The sequence below is a fragment of the Bacillus sp. LM 4-2 genome, from assembly GCF_000978495.1.
In the GTDB taxonomy this organism is placed as follows: Bacteria; Bacillota; Bacilli; order Bacillales; family Bacillaceae; genus Bacillus; species Bacillus subtilis.
In genome coordinates this window covers 1,592,064-1,611,617 of sequence record NZ_CP011101.1, presented here as the reverse complement: position 1 = coordinate 1,611,617, position 19,554 = coordinate 1,592,064, and the positions used below count along the sequence as shown (strand labels likewise).

General features: G+C 45.5%; 18 protein-coding genes and 1 riboswitch. Of the genes, 1 reads left to right on the top strand and 17 read right to left on the bottom strand.

The annotated features are described in order from the left end of the window. Window positions 1-15 precede the first annotated feature (15 nt). Window positions 16-1,728, top strand: coding sequence for a tRNA modification protein RqcH (gene rqcH / locus bslm_RS08180; RefSeq protein ID WP_046381011.1), 1,713 nt, complete (start codon window positions 16-18; stop codon window positions 1,726-1,728). Between the two features lie 39 nt (window positions 1,729-1,767). Here the strand turns inward: rqcH and sirC are convergent, their stop codons facing one another. The 17 genes from sirC to pyrR form a co-directional block, all read right to left on the bottom strand. Further along, entirely contained in the window at window positions 1,768-2,256 is a 489-nt protein-coding gene (sirC, locus tag bslm_RS08175) for a precorrin-2 dehydrogenase (protein WP_046381010.1), read from the bottom strand. Then, the gene (sirB, locus tag bslm_RS08170; RefSeq protein WP_015252119.1) at window positions 2,237-3,022 is read right to left on the bottom strand and encodes a sirohydrochlorin chelatase; all 786 of its coding nucleotides are present in this window, start codon (window positions 3,020-3,022) and stop codon (window positions 2,237-2,239) included. The genes sirC and sirB overlap by 20 nt, the downstream gene beginning before the upstream one ends. A 2-nt stretch (window positions 3,023-3,024) precedes the next feature. Beyond that, window positions 3,025-3,798, bottom strand: a complete 774-nt coding sequence (gene cobA / locus bslm_RS08165; RefSeq protein WP_015383623.1) for a uroporphyrinogen-III C-methyltransferase — start codon at window positions 3,796-3,798, stop codon at window positions 3,025-3,027. A 98-nt stretch (window positions 3,799-3,896) separates the two neighbouring features. Next, window positions 3,897-4,490, bottom strand: coding sequence for an adenylyl-sulfate kinase (gene cysC / locus bslm_RS08160; protein ID WP_015252120.1), 594 nt, complete (start codon window positions 4,488-4,490; stop codon window positions 3,897-3,899). A gap of 12 nt (window positions 4,491-4,502) precedes the next feature. Then, window positions 4,503-5,651 (bottom strand): sulfate adenylyltransferase, encoded by a 1,149-nt coding sequence (gene sat / locus bslm_RS08155; RefSeq protein WP_046381009.1) that lies wholly within the window; start codon window positions 5,649-5,651, stop codon window positions 4,503-4,505. 48 nt (window positions 5,652-5,699) lie between these two features. Next, window positions 5,700-6,764, bottom strand: coding sequence for a sulfate permease (gene cysP, locus bslm_RS08150; RefSeq protein ID WP_024572289.1), 1,065 nt, complete (start codon window positions 6,762-6,764; stop codon window positions 5,700-5,702). 11 nt (window positions 6,765-6,775) lie between these two features. Continuing rightward, window positions 6,776-7,477 (bottom strand): phosphoadenylyl-sulfate reductase, encoded by a 702-nt coding sequence (locus bslm_RS08145; protein WP_042975738.1) that lies wholly within the window; start codon window positions 7,475-7,477, stop codon window positions 6,776-6,778. Between the two features lie 161 nt (window positions 7,478-7,638). Then, window positions 7,639-7,744: riboswitch (SAM riboswitch) on the bottom strand. A gap of 144 nt (window positions 7,745-7,888) precedes the next feature. Then, complete coding sequence (gene pyrE, locus bslm_RS08140; protein WP_015715860.1) at window positions 7,889-8,521, bottom strand: orotate phosphoribosyltransferase; 633 nt, start codon at window positions 8,519-8,521, stop codon at window positions 7,889-7,891. Continuing rightward, complete coding sequence (gene pyrF / locus bslm_RS08135; RefSeq protein ID WP_003232107.1) at window positions 8,518-9,237, bottom strand: orotidine-5'-phosphate decarboxylase; 720 nt, start codon at window positions 9,235-9,237, stop codon at window positions 8,518-8,520. Before pyrF ends, pyrE begins: the two co-directional genes overlap by 4 nt. After that, window positions 9,206-10,141, bottom strand: a complete 936-nt coding sequence (locus tag bslm_RS08130) for a dihydroorotate dehydrogenase (protein ID WP_029317780.1) — start codon at window positions 10,139-10,141, stop codon at window positions 9,206-9,208. The genes pyrF and bslm_RS08130 overlap by 32 nt, the downstream gene beginning before the upstream one ends. After that, a complete protein-coding gene (pyrK, locus tag bslm_RS08125; protein WP_032725668.1) occupies window positions 10,141-10,911 on the bottom strand; it encodes a dihydroorotate oxidase B electron transfer subunit in 771 nt (256 codons plus the stop codon). The genes bslm_RS08130 and pyrK overlap by 1 nt, the downstream gene beginning before the upstream one ends. Continuing rightward, on the bottom strand, window positions 10,908-14,123 hold the full coding sequence (carB, locus tag bslm_RS08120) for a carbamoyl-phosphate synthase (glutamine-hydrolyzing) large subunit (RefSeq protein WP_015252124.1): 3,216 nt from the start codon (window positions 14,121-14,123) through the stop codon (window positions 10,908-10,910). The genes pyrK and carB overlap by 4 nt, the downstream gene beginning before the upstream one ends. Further along, complete coding sequence (locus bslm_RS08115; RefSeq protein ID WP_003232115.1) at window positions 14,108-15,202, bottom strand: carbamoyl phosphate synthase small subunit; 1,095 nt, start codon at window positions 15,200-15,202, stop codon at window positions 14,108-14,110. The genes carB and bslm_RS08115 overlap by 16 nt, the downstream gene beginning before the upstream one ends. Continuing rightward, window positions 15,199-16,485 (bottom strand): dihydroorotase, encoded by a 1,287-nt coding sequence (locus tag bslm_RS08110; protein WP_003232117.1) that lies wholly within the window; start codon window positions 16,483-16,485, stop codon window positions 15,199-15,201. Before bslm_RS08110 ends, bslm_RS08115 begins: the two co-directional genes overlap by 4 nt. Continuing rightward, window positions 16,469-17,383: an aspartate carbamoyltransferase catalytic subunit gene (locus bslm_RS08105; protein WP_046381008.1), complete on the bottom strand. Its 915-nt coding sequence runs from the start codon at window positions 17,381-17,383 to the stop codon at window positions 16,469-16,471. Before bslm_RS08105 ends, bslm_RS08110 begins: the two co-directional genes overlap by 17 nt. A 144-nt stretch (window positions 17,384-17,527) precedes the next feature. Beyond that, window positions 17,528-18,835, bottom strand: a complete 1,308-nt coding sequence (gene pyrP / locus bslm_RS08100; protein ID WP_015483210.1) for a uracil permease PyrP — start codon at window positions 18,833-18,835, stop codon at window positions 17,528-17,530. Window positions 18,836-19,008: 173 nt separating this feature from the next. Beyond that, entirely contained in the window at window positions 19,009-19,554 is a 546-nt protein-coding gene (gene pyrR / locus bslm_RS08095) for a bifunctional pyrimidine operon transcriptional regulator/uracil phosphoribosyltransferase (protein WP_003232127.1), read from the bottom strand.

Genomic DNA, 19,554 nt, shown 5'->3' with positions numbered 1-19,554 from the left:
GAGGGTGTATTGCATATGTCGTTTGATGGCATGTTTACATACGGAATGACACACGAACTTAACGAGAAAATAATGGGCGGACGAATTACAAAAATCCATCAGCCATATAAGCACGATGTGATTTTCCACATCCGTGCCAAGGGAAAAAACCAAAAACTATTATTATCGGCACATCCGAGCTATTCACGGGTGCATATCACGACACAAGCTTATGAAAATCCAAGCGAACCGCCAATGTTTTGCATGTTGCTGAGAAAGCATATCGAAGGCGGATTCATTGAGAAAATTGAACAAGCGGACTTAGACCGCATTATGATTTTTCATATCAAAAGCCGAAACGAAATTGGCGATGAAACCGTACGAAAGCTTTATGTAGAAATTATGGGCCGCCACAGCAATATCATTTTGACTGACGCAGCAGAAAATGTGATCATCGACGGACTTAAGCATTTATCACCGTCAATGAACAGCTACCGTACAGTACTGCCCGGCCAAGATTATAAGCTTCCGCCTGCTCAGGACAAAATATCGCCTCTTGAGGTGTCAGAAGATGATATTTTGCGTCACCTCAGCTTTCAAGAAGGAAGGCTTGATAAACAAATTGTCGACCACTTTTCAGGCGTGTCTCCGCTTTTCGCCAAAGAAGCGGTTCACAGAGCAGGCCTTGCCAACAAAGTCACACTGCCAAAAGCGTTGCTGGCACTGTTTGCCGAAGTGAAAGAGCACCGTTTCATTCCCAACATTACGACTGTAAACGGAAAGGAATATTTTTATTTACTGGAGCTGACTCATCTAAAGGGCGAAGCACGCCGTTTTGATTCATTAAGCGAACTGCTCGACCGTTTTTATTTCGGAAAAGCTGAACGAGACCGGGTCAAGCAACAGGCTCAGGATCTTGAGCGTTTTGTTGTGAACGAACGGAAGAAGAATGCCAACAAAATCAAAAAATTAGAGAAAACCCTGGAGTATTCGGAAAACGCGAAGGAATTTCAGCTTTACGGAGAGCTTTTAACCGCTAATTTATATATGCTAAAAAAAGGTGATAAACAGGCTGAGGTCATCAATTATTATGATGAAGAAAGCCCGACAATCACGATTCCTTTAAACCCGAACAAAACGCCTTCTGAAAACGCACAGGCCTATTTCACGAAGTATCAGAAAGCGAAAAATTCGGTCGCAGTTGTCGAGGAGCAAATCAGGCTGGCACAGGCAGAGATCGAATATTTTGATCAGCTGATTCAGCAGCTTTCGTCCGCTTCTCCCCGGGATATCAGCGAAATCAGGGAAGAGCTTGTTGAGGGCAAATATTTACGCCCTAAGCAGCAAAAAGGCCAGAAAAAGCAAAAACCGCACAATCCGGTGTTAGAAACATATGAATCCACCTCAGGCCTGACTATTTTAGTGGGTAAGAACAATCGTCAAAATGAATATTTAACGACCAGAGCGGCGGCCAGAGACGATATCTGGCTTCACACGAAGGACATTCCCGGCTCCCACGTTGTGATCAGAAGCAGCGAACCGGATGAGCAAACAATCATGGAAGCCGCGACAATTGCAGCTTATTTTTCAAAAGCTAAAGATTCAAGTTCAGTGCCTGTAGATTATACAAAAATCAGACATGTCAAAAAACCAAACGGCGCGAAACCCGGTTTCGTCACCTATGACAGCCAGCATACCGTCTTTGTCACGCCTGATGCTGATACTGTCATCAAGCTCAAAAAAAGCTGAGCCGCATAAAGAAAAGCCAGAGCATTTGTATGCTCTGGCTTATTTCTTTCTTCTCACCTGATAAAGCCTGTTCACTTCAGCAATAAAATCGCCGTCAATCAGCTTATCCACGTTTTCAGCAAGCTCTTTCGTGTGCTTTGGACTGGCTCCGCTTGTAGAAACAGACACAGTGACATGCCCTCTTTTTACGATTTTCGGCATATATACATTGCCAAGCTCAGCGTCACTGACACAATTGACAAGCTGAAAAGGCGAAGCGGATTGGGCAATTTCTTTATTCACTGCCGCATTATCCGTCGCAGCAATAATGAAGAAAGCATTGAGATAATCTTCTTTTGCAATTGTCCGTTTTTCCCATTTGATACGCCGCTCTTCTGCCATTTGCTTGATTTCCGGTTCAACATCCGGACTGACGAGCGTTATATCAGCTCCCTCAGAAATCACCGTTTTCAGCCTTCTGAGAGCGATGCTGCCGCCTCCCGCAATCACAACCTTCTTCTTTTCCAGGCTAATGTGCAGCGGAAGCATATGAACCTCCATCAAAATCAAATTGTCCCTCAGAATTTGCCGCAGTTTCTCTCACACGGTTCAAAAATGCGTTTTTCACATGAGGATGAAAACCGATATAGGAAGAGAGGTAGACGTTCGGATTATGGGCTTTTAATTTCTGAACCTCTCGTTCGATTTCATTCATCAGCATACCCGTAAAAAGCAAATATGGAACGATAAAGGTTGTTGTGCCGTCATCTTTTTTAAGTTCTGAAAAAACCTCTTTGTAATTAGGGCCGCATGCTGTCAAAAAGCACGGAATGACTTCCTTGACTGGAACCATTTCCTGAAGAAGATTAGCAATTCCGGTTACGTCTCTTTTGACATCTGGATCTGAACTTCCCCTTCCGATGAGCACCACTCTGGCATTTTCATACGGAACACCTATGTCTTTCATTCGGTGATATACAGCCTTGACTACTTCTTCGTCAATCCCGATCGGCTTTCCGTATGAAATGCGGACTGATGGATATCGAGATGCAACACGGACAATTTCTTCCGGAATATCATGTTTTGCATGCGCAGCTGTTAAAAGAAGCAGAGGCACCACTGCGATATGAGTGGCGCCTTGCTTCACACATGCTTCAAATCCTGTCTCAATTGTCGGCTCCTGAAGCTCTAAAAAGCTGATTTCTTGTACTGGCACAGAGATGTGGGCCTTGCATCCTTCCAAAAAGGCTGCGGCTTCTTGCTGCGCTTTTTTGACCCGGCTGCCGTGGCCGACATATAAAATTGCTTGTTTCATTTTTACAACGCCTCGCTTAAATCTTGTTTTTTCAGTTCAGATTCAAACCATTCCAGCTTATAGTGATAATTTACAACATTTCCAATGACAATTAAACTCGGATTTGTAATGTTTTCTTTTACCACTGTTTCTGAAAGGGTGTCAACTGTACAAAAAACAGATTTTTGCTTGTCCGTTGTTCCCCAATGAATAAAGGCTGCCGGCGTAGAACCGTCCCGGCCGTTTTCAAGGAGTTTTCTTTCAATCTGCTGCACGTTTTTGATACCCATATAGATGACAAGTGTATCAATTCCTGTAGCCAGCGCTTTCCACTTTTCCTCAAAATCTTCTTCTTTTTTATAATGACCCGTTACAAAAGCGACGTTAGAGCCCGCCTCCCGATGAGTAACAGGAATCCCGGCATAAGCGGCTGCCGCGATTCCAGACGTAATGCCAGGGATGATTTCAAACGGAATTCCATTTTCAGAGAGGCATTCCGCTTCTTCCCCTCCTCTGCCGAACACAAAAGGGTCTCCGCCTTTCAGTCTGACAACCATTTTCCCTTTTTGCGCATACTTCACAAGAAATCGATTGATGGTTTCCTGCTTCATCGTATGAAAATCTGGAAGCTTCCCGCAGTAGATCAGGTCTGCTTGCTCTTTGGCATATTGTAAAATCTCTTTATTTACTAATCTGTCATATAAGATGACATCAGCTTTTTCAATGGCTTTCAGCGCTTTAATTGTCAGCAGATCAGGGTCACCAGGACCCGCTCCTACAATATATACTTTCCCCATCGTATTTCCCCCGATCTATTCGAGTTCTTCCAGAGCAGTCGCTGTGATGATGTTCTCGCTTGCATTCCGGCATCTGAGAAGAACGCAGCAGATCATATTCAGCTCAATTTTTGTTTAACAAACTCGATCAGCTGATTTTTACACGCTTCACGATCATGCTGTCCTGAATCAAGAACGAGCTCTGGAGCTTCCGGTTCTTCATAAGGAGAATCAATTCCTGTAAAAAACGGAATCTCGCCGTTTCTTGCTTTTTTGTAAAGCCCTTTCGGATCTCTTTGTTCACAAATATCAAGGTCGCATTTAATGTAGACTTCATTAAATTCGCCCGCTTCCACAAGCTCGCGAACCTGTTGTCTGTCCTCGCGGAAAGGAGAGATAAAAGCAGTAATCACAATGGTTCCCTGCTGAACAAAAAGCTTTGCCACCTCTCCGATTCGGCGGATGTTTTCTTTTCGGTCTTCATCAGAAAAACCAAGATCCTTATTTAAGCCGTGACGGATATTATCCCCGTCCAGCACAATCACTTGGTAGCCTTGCTCAAACAATTCTCTCGCAGCGGCGTTGGCAATGGTTGATTTGCCTGAGCCGCTTAACCCTGTCAGCCAGAGAATGGAGCTTTTATGCTTGTTTTTTTGCTGGTACTCTTCTTTTGTGATAGAGGCTTCATGCCATACAATATCGCGATTTGTCACTGCCAGTCCTCCTTAAGATACGCCTACTTCTTCTTTTTTCTTCATCCCTTTGATTAACACTTCTACGACTTCTTTTCGACTGAATTCAGCAGGCGGCAGCACACCGTCTCTCAGCATGCCTCTTACCTTAGTGCCTGATAAAATGACGTGATGCTCTCTGCCATGAGGGCATGTTTTCGCTGTTCCCATATTTCCGCATTTTTTACAGAAGAAGCTGTGCTCAAATTTCAGCGGTGTAATTCCGAGTTCTTCAGGTTTAAATGTGTCAAACAGCTCCTGTGCTTCGTATGTTCCGTAATAGTCGCCTACACCTGCATGATCACGGCCGACGATGAAATGTGTGCAGCCGTAGTTCTTTCTGACAAGCGCGTGGAAAATTGCTTCTCTCGGGCCTGCATAACGCATCGCCGCTAAAAAGACACCAAGGAAAACGCGATCTTTCGGGTAATAATGATCAAGAAGCACTTGGTAGCTTTCCATCCGTACATCAGCTGGAATGTCATCAGATTTTGTTTCACCCACTAACGGATTCAAGAACAAGCCGTCTACTGTTTCAAGAGCCGTTTTTTGAATGTATTCATGCGCTCTGTGAACAGGGTTTCTTGTTTGGAAACCGACAATGGTTTCCCAGCCTTTTTCCGCAAACTGGCGTCTCGTTTCTGACGGTTCAAATGTAAATTCAGAGAACTGTTTTGAAGCTTTTTTAATCAACGTAATCGGCCCGCCGACATATGTATTGCCGCGGCTGAACAGCTTTTTAACACCAGGATGCTCCTGTTCATCTGTTTTGTACACATTGACTGCTTCTTTTTGTTTGTCAGGCACGTACAGATCTTCGATTTGGATAACGCCGTATGTTTCTCCTTCATACGTTAACTTTACCGTTTCACCAAGTGACAGTTCCGCTGCTTTTTGCGCATCGACCGGAAGCGTGATCGGAAGAGACCAGACAACGCCGGAAGAAAGACGCATGTTTTCGACAACAGATACGTAATCTTTTTCATTAAAGAAACCTTCAATCGGGCTGTATGCACCGATACCGATCAATTCCAAATCCGCGAAAGAAATTAAATCAAGTTCAATTTCTTTTTGAATGCCGCTCACATCATATGATTCATCTACTCTGTTTACTAATGTTCCTCCGTGTGGTGCTAAGCTCATAATATCCATCTCCTCCTAGTTAACTTATAAAATTACTCAGATTAATGATCAGATTCCCCCGCCTTGTTCGTGGACTGAGCGTCTCTCTTTACGAATGGCCTTTGTCAGGCTGACGGCACCGCCCGTCGCTAAAAGCACACTTACCATGATAAAGATCGAATAATAATCTGCTTTTAAAAACAAGGATACAAGCAGATAAGAAATCGATAAAGATAAAAACGGCGATACGATCCATACCTTCAGCATCGTTTGAACAACTTGTTTATGGAACACGTTCGGACCGTTTTTTGCCATGCCTATTCCGATAATAGACGATGACGTGACTTGCGCCAAGGGCACCGGCATCCCAAATACAGAACTGATGATCACCAGTCCCGCTCCTGTACCGGATAAGAGAATGCCTTCCCCTTTGGAGAATCTCGTAATTTTCTTCCCGTTTGTTTCTAGCACTCGCCGGCCTAATAACAGTGCGCCAAGAGCAACAAAAGCTCCTCCATACAAGGTTCCTTTTCCGACATCAAGCACATCGGCAGCTACTAACGGGCCAACAGCATTCGCCACGTTATTCATGCCGGCAGAGAATGCTTCGAAAAATCCGGCAACTAACAAAACAATGCCGAGGATTTTTTGTTTTTTAGAAGATTTTACTTCAATCTTAAAATAACGAAACAGCTTAGATACGAAATAGGTGAAGCCGAAAGCGAACAGCGGGACAAAAACCCAAAATGACACAATGATCAGAAGATTGTTCACAAACAATACTTTATAAGCCACTCCCACGCCGACAACCGCGCCGACTGTTACTTCACTTGTCGACAAAGGAATGCCGAGCAGGTTAGCAGTAAAGAGCGACAGGGCAGCAGCTCCAATAATGATGCAAACAATCGTCAGTGTAATCGTCTGCTCAGGAATAATGCCGGAGCTGATTGTTTTTACAACCTCGCCTCCGCCAATGACCGCCCCCGCAAAGACACCGACTGCGCATAGGATCAAAGCGTAGGTTTTCTTTTTGATGGCTCCGGAGCCGTAAGCAACCCCCATCGAAGCTGCAGCGCCGCTTGCACCAATATTCATCGCGAAAAACAAGCTAAATAAAATAGCGGCTAATTCCATTTTGCAGCTCCTTATTCATGCAGTCCGCATTCTGTTTTCGCCATACCATTCCATCTGCCTGAGCGCAAATCCTCTGCCGTAAAAGCGGGAGCAGTGCAAGGCGCACAGCCAATACTTGGATATCCTTGGTCATGAAGCGGATTGTAGTCCAGTTCATTCCGGGATGTGTATCTCCAAATGTCTTTCCAAGTCCAATGGATAAGCGGGCAAACTTTTACTGACTTGAATTTTTCATCTTTGTTTAAGAAATTCGTATTGGCACGGCTTGGCCCTTGATCACGGCGCAGGCCGGAAAGCCAGGCTGGATGTCCTGAAAGCGTCTCTCTTAAAGGAACAACCTTTCTAAGATAGCAGCACTGATTCGGCTCTCTTTCCCACAGTTTGTCACCATGTTCTTCGGCTTGTTCCTCAAGGGTGAGATCTGGTTTTTTCAGGATGATATTAAGACCCGGATAACGCTCTTTCACTCGTTCAATTGTTTCATAGGTTTCTTTAAAATGAAGTCCTGTATCAAGAAACACAATCTCTGCGTCTTTTTTCACTTTATAAATTAAGTCAATCAGAACGATTCCCTCAATTCCGAAACTGCAGGCATAAACAAGCTGATCGCCGTAATGGCCGTATGCCCATTTTAAAACTGACAGCGCTCCTTTATAAGGATCGTCTTCCGGAAATGTAATCGTTGGTTCTTCCCAATTATCATACGTTAACATTTCTTCTTTCCTCCTTTCGGAGACAAACAAACAGTAGCTTTCTGCCGGTTGTCTTTTCCCATGTAATGTGATTCGCGGCTGCTGATATACAGATAGCCTTTTTACCTCTTAAAATAAAAAACTTTCAATCCGGCGGAAAGAAAGACAGGAACAGCATGCAGCCCTTATCTTTCAAAATGGAATTCATTTTGCTGGAAGTAGCACCTTACAAACTATGCAGGTTGCCGGGCTTCATAGGTCCAGTCCCTCAGCCGCTCTTGATAAGTTTTTAGATTTGTAGTAAATTTTAGCACAATTCTAACATAAGTCAACCCGACTTTTTTTATAGGATTAATAAAAAAACAGGCCTCACAGCCTGTTTTCAAGTACATCAAGGCTTTGAAGCCTCTTTATATCATTTGAATTTATTTTTTATTTTTTAAACCAATCTTTTGACTCGGGATTTCGTTTCCATGTTTGCAGCTTTTTTAGATCATCTGAATGAATATTTCCGTTTTCAAGCGCGACCTCTGTGAGCGTATCATAATCGGTTAATGAGTAGTATGGCAGTTCTGCCTTTGCGAAGGCTTCCTCCGCTTTAGGAAGTCCGTACGTAAAGATTGAGACGACACCAAGCACTTCACAGCCGGCCGCTTGTAAAGCTGCACAAGCTTCAAGCACGCTGCCTCCTGTGGAAATTAAGTCTTCAATGACAACTGTTTTTTGCCCCTCTTGCACAGCTCCCTCAATCTGATTGCCTTTTCCGTGCGCCTTCGGCTTGCTCCTCACATAACACATCGGAAGATTCAAACGGTCAGCCGCAAGAGCAGCATGAGGAATACCGGCAGTTGCTGTTCCCGCAATCATTTCAGCTTCAGGAAAATGCTCTTTGACAAGCTTGCTGATACCTGAAGCAACATCGTTTCTGACCTCTGGGAAAGATAGCGTAAGGCGGTTGTCACAGTAGATCGGTGATAAAATGCCGCTTGCCCATGTGAACGGCTCGTTCGGGCGTAAAAATACAGCTTGGATGTCTAATAGATGTTTTGCGATGATTTGTTTCAAGATTTGATTCCCTCCCATTCAAGTCTGACAGCCTTATAGGCTTTTACCGGGTCTTCCGCTTTTGTAATCGAGCGTCCTACTACAATCGCTGATGAACCTTTCTCTCTTGCAATGGCAGGCGTCGCTACGCGGACTTGGTCATTCGCAGCGTCCTCTGACATTCTGATCCCCGGAGTGACAGTCAGAAATGAAGGCGACACCGCTTGGTAAATGGCTTTTGCTTCATGAACAGAGCAGACCACTCCATCCAGTCCGCTTTCTTCCGCCTGTTTGCTGTAGTGCACAACCGTATCAATCAGAGACTTTTCGATCAGCAGTTCATCTTTCATGATTTGTTCAGATGTGCTTGTCAGCTGGGTTACCGCGATAAGTGACGGACGTTTTTTTCCAGCCGGCGTACCTTCTTCTAAGCCTTCGAGAGCTGCCTGCATCATTTTTTTGCCCCCGGCAGCATGAACATTGACGAGGTCTACTCCAAGACTGGCAAGGCGCTTCATCGCTTTGTTTACAGTAGTCGGGATGTCATGAAGCTTTAGATCTAAAAATAGCTCGCAGTTTCTTTCTTTTAGTTGTTTCACGATAGATGGCCCTTCTTGATAAAAAAGCTCCATCCCAACCTTTACAAATAACGGTTCTTGCTGAAAAGGCGCTAAGAACGCAAGTGTTTCTTCAGCTGACGCAAAATCAAGCGCGATGATGGGCAGGTTGTTTTTCATGATTCCAGCTCCTTCCGATGCATTCTTCAATTGATTGATAGCCGTATTGGAGCAAAACAGATGGGAGCTGTTCAATAATCTCTGGACATGCAAAAGGATTCACAAAGTTTGCTGTTCCGACAGCGACTGCGCTTGCTCCCGCGAGAAGAAATTCCAGGGCATCTTCAGCCGTTTGCACGCCTCCCATTCCGATAATCGGGATGTTTACCGCCTGGCTGACTTCATACACCATGCGAATGGCAACCGGCTTCACAGCAGGGCCTGAAAGTCCCCCTGTTTTATTCGCTAATATCGGTTTGCCGGTTTTTAAATCGAGTCTCATGCCGATTAGTGTGTTGATCATCGTAAGACCGTCCGCTCCCGCTTCCTCGATCGCTAAGGCAATTTCTGTGATATTAGCCACGTTCGGGGAAAGCTTCACATAAACGGGTACATCCGAAACCTCTTTCACCGCTTTTGTCAAATCGGCAGCCATTTCAGGATTCGTGCCAAAAGCGATTCCGCCTGTTTTCACATTCGGGCAGGAAATATTCAATTCAAGTGCATGAACATTAGGCGCTTTGCTAATATGCTCTGCAACTTCAACATAATCCTCGACTTGAGAACCTGCGACATTGGCAATGATCGGCGTATCAAACTGCTCAAGCCACGGCAGCTCATTATGCAACACACTATCCAGCCCCGGATTTTGGAGACCGATCGCATTGAGCATTCCAGCACCAGTCTCAGCTACCCGCGGCGTCGGATTCCCAAAGCGCGGCTCCTTTGTCGTAGCCTTAATCATGATGGCTCCAAGACAAGACAAATCATAAAAACGTGAAAATTCTTTTCCAAAACCGAAGCAGCCTGATGCAGGAATGATTGGGTTTTTCAAATCAAGTCCCGGCAATTTCACCTCTAGCATTACAGCGCCACCTCCTGAGCTTTAAATACAGGCCCGTCGAGACATACTTTTACATAGGATGTCTCACTTTCGTTTGTATGGCACACACACGCGAAGCATGCGCCGATTCCGCAGCCCATTCGTTCCTCCATGGACAGATATACTTCTTTATGGGCATATTCCTGTTTTAACGCCTTAAGCATCGGTGTCGGCCCGCAGCTGAGGAGGATATCAAACTCTAGATTTTTCCGTTTAATCACATCTGTGACAAATCCGGTTTCCCCGTAGCTTCCGTCAGCTGTTGCCACATACGTGTCTCCGTACTGCCGGCATTCTTCCTCGTAAAAAACATCCTTTGCCGATTGGAATCCTAAAACGTGGATGACATTTACCCCTTTTTCATTCAAGCGTTTCGACAGCTCTTGGAGAGGCGGCACACCTACTCCGCCTCCTACCAGCAAAGCCGTCTTTCCGGGTTGAACTTCATTAACAGGAAAGCCATTTCCCAAAGGCCCGAGGACATCCACAAATTCTCCCTGCTGCTTCAGTGACAAGAGTCTTGTCCCTTCCCCATCTACCCGATAAATGATGGTGACTTCATTTTTTTCAAAGTTGACGTCTGCGATGCTGATTGGTCTTCTCAAAAGAGGCGTAACCGCTTCGCTCACTTTAAGATGAAGGAACTGTCCAGGGGTTGTAAACCCTTGGACAAGCTCCCCTTTCAGAACCATTTGATACACCCGGTCTGCAATTTGCTGGTTAGAACATACTGTCAAATACGCTTTTTTCATATAGTGACTGCCGCCTCCTGATTTGTGTTGACTGCCGGCATTTGATCAGCACGGAATGTCATGCTTTCCAGCACTCGCAATATCGCCTCTGCCGTATCTAAAGATGTTAGGCAGGCAACACCATTTTCTACTGATTCACGTCTGATTCTAAAACCGTCTCTTGCCGGCTGCTTTCCTTTTGTCAGCGTATTGATGACAAACTGCGCTTCTCCGTTTCTGATGACGTCAAGCAGGTTCGGGCCATCCTGACCGATTTTTCCGACGACCTTCGCTGGAATGGAAGCTTCTTTCAAGTAGCCTGCCGTTCCTTCCGTCGCTAAAATGTTGTAGCCGATCGCGTGGAACCGCTTAGCAATGGCAAGCCCTTCTTCTTTGTCCTTATCAGCTACTGTTAAAAGCACGGAACCGTAGTTCGGGATTTGAATACCTGAAGCAATCAAGGCTTTGTAGAGCGCCTTTTCAAGTGTCGAATCTTTCCCCATGACTTCACCTGTTGATTTCATTTCAGGCCCTAACGTAATGTCCACTCTTCTCAGCTTGGCAAAGGAGAAGACCGGCGCTTTTACAAATACACCTTGCTGTTCAGGCTGAAGGCCCTCTGTATAGCCAAACGCAGCCAGCTTTTGACCAAGAATGATTTTTGTTGCGAGATTCGCCATTGGGATACCCGTAATTTTGCTTAAAAACGGTACGGTTCTGCTTGATCTCGGATTCACTTCTAGCACGTACACCTCGCCTTGTGACAAGACGAATTGAATATTGAGCAAACCGACAATATTCAGCCCTTTAGCAAGTGCGATCGTGTATTGTTCAATTTTTTTCTTAATGTCCTCTGTGAGAGACTGAGGCGGATAAACAGCGATCGAGTCTCCGGAGTGAACGCCCGCACGTTCAATGTGCTCCATAATTCCCGGAATGACGACTGTTTCACCGTCGGATACTGCATCGACTTCAATTTCTTTTCCTGTCAAGTATCTGTCAATTAATACAGGGTGCTGTGGATTGATTTTAACTGCGTTTTTCATGTAATGAAGCAGCTCTTCTTCATGATACACAATCTCCATCGCCCGGCCGCCAAGTACATAGGAAGGACGCACCAGTACCGGATAACCGATATCACTCGCGATGCTTACCGCCTGATCAACTGATGTCGCTGTTTTGCCAAGCGGCTGAGGAACACCAAGTTCTCCAAGCGCTTGTTCAAATTTATCCCGGTCTTCTGCACGGTCTAAATCTTCTAATGAAGTTCCAAGGATTTTCACTCCGCGTGCAGAAAGCTCGTCAGCAAGGTTAATCGCAGTTTGTCCGCCAAATTGTACGACAACGCCCATTGGCTGTTCGAGGTCAATGATGTGCATAACATCTTCAATCGTAAGCGGTTCAAAATACAGCTTGTCTGAGATGCTGAAGTCTGTTGAAACGGTTTCCGGGTTGTTATTGACAATAATGGCTTCATAGCCTGCTTGTTTAATTGCCCATACAGAGTGAACCGTCGCATAGTCGAACTCGACACCCTGACCGATTCGAATCGGACCCGAACCAAGCACCATCACACTTTTCTTATCTGTAACGACAGATTCATTTTCTTCTTCGTATGTGCTATAGAAGTATGGCGTTTCTGACTCGAATTCCGCAGCACATGTATCTACCATTTTGAATACCGGAGCAATCCCCGCTTGTTTTCTCAAGCTGTAAAGCTCGGATTCTTTCATTTTCCACTCGCGGCTGATGTACTGATCAGAGAAGCCGAGTTCTTTTGCCCGTCTCAGCACATCTGTATCGCCCGCATTCGCCTTCAATTCTTTTTCAAACTGTACGATTCCGAACAGCTTATGCAAGAAGAAGACATCGATAGCGGAAAATTCATGGAGGTCTTCTACCGTGTAGCCTCTTCTGTAGGCTTCAGCTAAGTAGAATAAGCGTTCATCACCGGCCTTTTTAATTCGCTTTTCAAGAAGCTCATCTGAAATGTCAGCGGCGTCCTTCAATTCAAGATGATACACATCCGCTTCCAGTGATCGCACTGCCTTCAGCAATGACTCTTCAAGCGTGCGGCCGATTGCCATGACCTCACCTGTCGCTTTCATTTGCGTGCCAAGCTTTCTGTTTGCTGATTCAAACTTATCAAACGGCCAGCGCGGAATTTTGGATACGACATAGTCAAGAGCAGGTTCAAATGCTGCATATGTTTTTCCTGTCACCGGGTTCATCATTTCATCTAATGAAAGTCCGACTGCAATTTTAGCAGCGAGCTTAGCAATCGGGTATCCCGTTGCTTTTGATGCAAGGGCAGATGAACGGCTGACACGCGGATTTACTTCAATAATGTAATATTGGAAGCTGTCTGGGTCTAAGGCGAGCTGCACGTTACATCCGCCTTCGATTCCAAGCGCGCGAATCAGTTTTAACGATACATTCCGCAAGAGCTGATATTCGCGATCGCTGAGCGTTTGGCTCGGCGCGACAACAATACTGTCTCCAGTATGGATTCCAACCGGATCAATGTTTTCCATGTTACAAACGACAATGGCGTGATCTTGGCTGTCTCTCATGACTTCATACTCGATTTCTTTATAGCCGGCGATGCTTTTTTCAAGCAGACATTGGTGTACCGGGCTTAATTTCAAGCCGTTCTCAACGATTTCTTTTAGCTCTGTTTCATTCGAGCAGATGCCTCCGCCTGTTCCGCCTAATGTATATGCCGGGCGGACAATGACAGGGAATCCAATTTGACTGACGAATTTTTCTGCTTCTTCAAGGGAGTGGATAATCTCACTTTCAGGCACCGGTTCATTCAGTTCATTCATTAATGTTCTGAACAAGTCACGGTCTTCAGCTTGCTGAATCGCAGACAGTTTCGTGCCAAGCACTTCGACGCCGCATTCTGCCAAAACGCCTCTTTCAGAAAGCTCAACCGCAAGATTCAAACCAGTTTGGCCTCCGAGTGTAGGAAGAATGGCATCCGGGCGCTCTTTTCTGATGATTCGTGTCAGGAATTCAGGTGTGAGCGGTTCGATGTAAACCCGGTCAGCCATTTCTGTATCTGTCATGATCGTTGCAGGGTTTGAGTTGACAAGGATGACTTCATAGCCTTCTTCTTTCAAAGCAAGACAGGCTTGTGTTCCCGCATAGTCAAATTCTGCTGCTTGGCCGATGATAATCGGTCCAGATCCGATTACTAAAATTTTGTTAATGTCTACGCGTTTTGGCATACCGCTTCCCCTTCTTTCTCTGTTGTTTCGATCATTTCGATGAATCTGTCAAATAGATGGTTGGCATCCTCAGGACCAGGTGAGGCTTCGGGATGATATTGAACCGTAAATGCCGGCAATGTTTTATGCTTCAGCCCTTCAATCGTATCGTCGTTAATTGCGATATGCGTCACTTCCAGTTCTGTTTTACTGATAGACGAAACTGTATATCCATGGTTTTGAGATGTTAAGGCAACTTTTCCTGTAGCCAGCTCTTTTACCGGGTGGTTTGAGCCCCTGTGGCCGAATTTCATTTTTTCAGTATTCGCCCCGCACGCCAGCGCGAATAATTGGTGGCCGAGACATATTCCGAATAATGGCACTTTTCCAAGAACACCTTTAATCATTTCAATCGCTTCAGGCACATCCTTCGGGTCTCCAGGTCCGTTAGAAAGCATGATACCGTCCGGTTTCAGCTGAAGCACCTCTTCCGCTGTAATGTTGTAAGGCACAACGATGACGTCACATTTCCGTTTGTTCAGCTCTCTTAGAATCCCGTGTTTCATGCCGAAGTCAACCAAGACAATGCGTTTGCCTCTTCCCGGGCTCGGATATGCTGTTTTTGCTGATACTTGGGATACTTGATTTCTTGGCAATTCCGTTTCGTTCAGTCTTTTCAGCACTGCTTCGATATCTTCATCAGATGAAGCGAATGTTCCTTTTAGCGCGCCTGCCGTGCGGATCATTCTTGTCAGCTTCCTTGTATCAATCCCCTGGAGTCCGGGAATGTTTTTCATTTTTAAATACTCGTCTAAGGTGTATGCTGAACGCCAGTTGGAAGGCAGCTCACATAATTCTTTGATGATCAGCCCTTTGACAAAAGGGGTAATAGATTCAAAATCATCACGGTTAATGCCGTAATTTCCGATAAGCGGGTATGTTAATGTTACGATCTGTCCGCAGTAAGAAGGATCAGATAAAATTTCCTGATAGCCTGTCATCCCAGTATTAAAAACGACTTCTCCCATGTTGTGTTCTAAGCTTCCGAAGGCTTCTCCCTCGAATACCGCTCCGTTTTCCAGTACTAATCGTCTCTTCATTTGACAAGTCTCCCCTCTTCATAAGCAAGCTTCCCTGCCGCAATTGTAGCGACCGGCCAGCCGGTGCAGCTGATGCCGTTGAATGGTGTATTTTTTCCTTTTGATAAAAATGTCTCTTTGTCTATAACTGCTTCTTTTTCTAAATCGATTAACGTAATGTCCGCAGCTTGCCCCGTTTGTAATGTTCCATATGGGAGACCGAACGCTTCGCATGGCTTGATTGTCATGTAGTCAATCAACTGCTTCAGCGACCAGCTGCCATTTTTGACAAAGTGTGTGTAAAGAAGCGGGAATGCTGTTTCTAAGCCGACAATTCCGAATGGCGCCAGTTTCATTTCTGTGTTTTTCTCTTCTTCCGTATGCGGTGCATGGTCTGTTGCGATAAAATCAATTGTTCCGTCTAAAAGACCTTCAATTAAAGCAGCTCTGTCTTCTGCACTGCGGAGCGGCGGATTCATTTTATAGTTTGTGTCCAGCCCCGGGATGTCCTCATCACAAAGCAGCAAATGATGCGGCGACACTTCTGCTGTCACTCTGATTCCCGCTTTTTTCGCATCGCGTACAACTCTGACAGATTCTTTCGTGCTGATATGGCATACATGATAATGGCAGTTTGCCGCCTCAGCCAGCAGCACATCGCGGGCAATATGAACCGATTCACACACAGAAGGAATGCCGTTTAGCCCGTTCGCTTTGGAGAATGTCCCCTCATGTACGCTTCCTCCGTAAATTAAGGAGTTGTCCTCGCAATGTGCAACAATTGCTTTGTCAATTGCAGCTGCCCGTTTCATCGCTTCATACATCATACCTGCTGTCTGTATACCAACACCGTCATCTGTAAAAGCAAATGCCCCGGCTTCTTTTAATGCTTCAAAGTTTGTCATTTCATCGCCGATTTGTCTGATCGTAATGGATGCATATGGAAGAACTCTTACGCATGATGTTTCTTTAATTCTGTTTTGCACCCATTCCATCTGCTCCTTTGTATCAGGAACCGGCCGCGTATTCGGCATTGCTGCTACTGTAGTATAGCCGCCGCGTGCCGCCGCTTTGGCCCCGGTTTCAATAGTTTCTTTTTTCTCTCCGCCCGGCTCTCTGAAATGCACGTGGAGATCAACAAACCCAGGTGAAACGAGCAAACCTTTTGCATCAATTACCGTTTCATTATCCGTTGCATCAAGCTTGCCGATTGCGGTGATGGTTTCTCCAGTCACTCGGATATCCGCTTCTGTTTTTTCACCATTTTCGTTTAGTATCCAGCCGTTTTTAATGAGATATGACATACGCTGCTTCTCCTCTTTTCACATTGGTTTGTAAGGCACGCTGTATCACTGCCATTCTGATAAATACGCCATTTTGCATTTGCTTGAAGATTCTTGATTTTTCGCTTTCTACTAAGCTGTCATCAATCTCCACTCCTCTGTTTACCGGAGCAGGATGCATGATGATCGCATGCCGCTTCATACGCTCAGCCCGTTCTACGGTCAAGCCGTATTTGTTTAAATAGCCTTCCTGGCTGACAGCGGACTGATGTCGTTCATTTTGAATGCGCAGCAGCATGACAACATCGGAAGACTCAACTGCTTCATCCATTGAGACATACGTGCCGAATGTATTTTCTTCATCCTGCCATTCCGAAGGGCCGGAAAATAGGACCCGGGCACCCAATCTTGTCAACACTTCCGCATTTGACCTTGCCACTCTGCTGTGCTTGATATCGCCGTGAATGGAAACGGTAATCCCTTTGAACGTATTAAACTCTTCATAAATCGTCATTAAATCCAGCAGTGATTGTGTCGGATGCTGGCCGCATCCGTCTCCCGCATTCAGAATCGGGATATTCACCTGGCTGACAAGCGCTTGATAGTATTCATCCTCACTGTGCCTGATGACACAAACGTCCACACCGATTGATTCAAGCGTCCGGATGGTGTCATATAAGGTTTCGCCTTTTTGCACGCTTGTGCTTGTTCCATCAAGATTCAGGACATTCATGCCGAGCTTTTTCTCCGCCACTTCAAAGCTGAATCGCGTTCTCGTGCTTGGTTCAAAAAACAGGTTAGCTGCAAACGTTCCTGTCAGCTGATTGTCTGTTTTTCCGCTTTTGAGATCTTGTGCTGTTTGAAGCAAATCTTTGATTTCCTCAGTGCTGAGTTCACTCATCGTCGTTAAATGCTTCATGTTCTTTCCCCTCTCTTTTCAACTTAAGGCTGAAAAAAACCCCGGTCTAAGATAGACTCGGGGTACGGTTAAATAGAGGGCAGCATTGAAGCTTCCTTCTCTTCATAACCCTTCCAAGCCTCTCTGGACTTTCATTAAAAGGTTTTAGATATGATGTTGTTCAGATGTGTCTGCCTGCTCTTCCTTCGCCTGCGGAAGAATCAGGTTTAAGATGACACCGACAATTGCGGCAAGCGCCATTCCTGACACTTGGAATCCGCCTTGAGACACTTGGATAAAAGCGCCTCCTACACCGATGACAAGGATAACTGATGTAATAATGAGGTTTCTGTTGTTTTCATAATCAATTTTGTTGTCAATCAGCATTCTCAGGCCGCTTGAAGCAATGATTCCGAACAGCAGGAAGGAGACGCCTCCCATGACCGCTGACGGCACTGAACTGATCAGCGCTGAAATTTTGCCGATAAAGCCGAAGCAACAGGCAATCACTGCCGCTCCTCCGATGACAAAGACGCTGAATACTCTTGTGATGGCCAGCACGCCAATGTTTTCTCCGTAAGTCGTTGTCGGCGGACCGCCGATCAGGGAAGCGAGGATTGTCGCCACACTGTCACCCATAATAGAGCGATGAAGACCTGGCTTTTTAATGAAGTCTTGTCCGACAACCTTGCTCAGCACCATTTGGTGGCCGATATGCTCTGACATTGTGACAAATGCGACAGGAACCATTGCGGCTGCGATGCCGAGTGTAACTGACGGTGAATAATCTTTGAACGGAATGATAAATTCAGGCACTGCAAACCATTTCGCGTCAAGCACCGGCTGGAAGTTGACAATCCCTTGAGTAAGGGCAAACAGGTATCCGCCGATGATTCCGATCAGAACCGGAATCAGGCTTAGAAATCCTCGTAAGAAAATCGCACAAATAATCGTAATTGCCAGCGTAACTCCTGCGACACTAAAGTGCTTTAAGCTGTAGACCAACTCACTCGCGTTCGGATCAGCATACATCGCCATGTTTACCGCAGTGCTTGCCAGTCCCAGCCCGATGACGATAATAACAGGCCCTACGACTACAGGCGGGAGAATCTTCATCAGCCATCCTGTTCCAAGCTGCCTGATCAATAAGGCAATCAGCCCGTACACCAGCCCTGCAAGAAACGCTCCAACCATTGCCGCTCCCGGCCCGCCGGTCGCTTTTACCAGAATGATCGGAGAAATAAAGGCGAAGGATGAACCGAGATACGCCGGAATTTGCCCTTTCGTAATAAGAAGGTACGCCAGTGTTCCGATGCCGCTTGTCACCAACGCCACAGCAGGACTCATTCCGACGAGCTTCGGAACCAAAATGGTTGAGCCAAACATGGCAAACAAATGCTGAAGGCTGAATGAAACCCAAGAGAAAGGTGTCGGGACATCCCTGACCCCTAAATTTACTTTTTTCTTACTCATGATGATTTCCCCCTGATTGATGACTTTCATTTTAGGATGACTCAATGACTGTATAAAAAAACCTCTTTGCTTTTTTACGCAAAGAGGCATACAAAGACCTGCCGAATACTTTTTGGGCCTTTGTTGTGCACCTCTTTGCAACCTCTCTGGATTGCCCTTAAAAAGGTGATTTATTATTCGTTTTCATAAATGGCGACGAGATCGTTTTGGTCTACCTCATCAAGCTGAACCATAACCTTTTCAGACTTTGATGTCGGGATGTTTTTCCCGATATAATCCGCTCGGATCGGCAGCTCCCGGTGTCCTCTGTCCACAAGCACTGCAAGCTGAATGGAGGAAGGTCTGCCTACATCAACAAGCGCATCCATTCCTGCTCTGACTGTTCTTCCGGTATACAGAACATCATCAACGAGAATGACTTTTTGATCTGTAATATCTACCGGAATATCTGCACCTTTTACAAGCGGTTCATCGTTGCTTGTTTTTTTAGAAAGATCGTCTCTGTAAAGAGTAATATCAATTTCACCGACTGTAACAGGATTTCCCTCAATCTGTTCAATGCGTTCCGCAAGGCGTTTTGCCAGGTAAATCCCTCTTGTCTTAATGCCGACAAGAATGCAGTTATTCATTCCTTTATTGCGTTCGATCATTTCGTGAGCAATCCTGGTCAGCGCCCGTCTGATTGCCTGTTCGTCGAGAATGACAGCTTTTTGATTCAA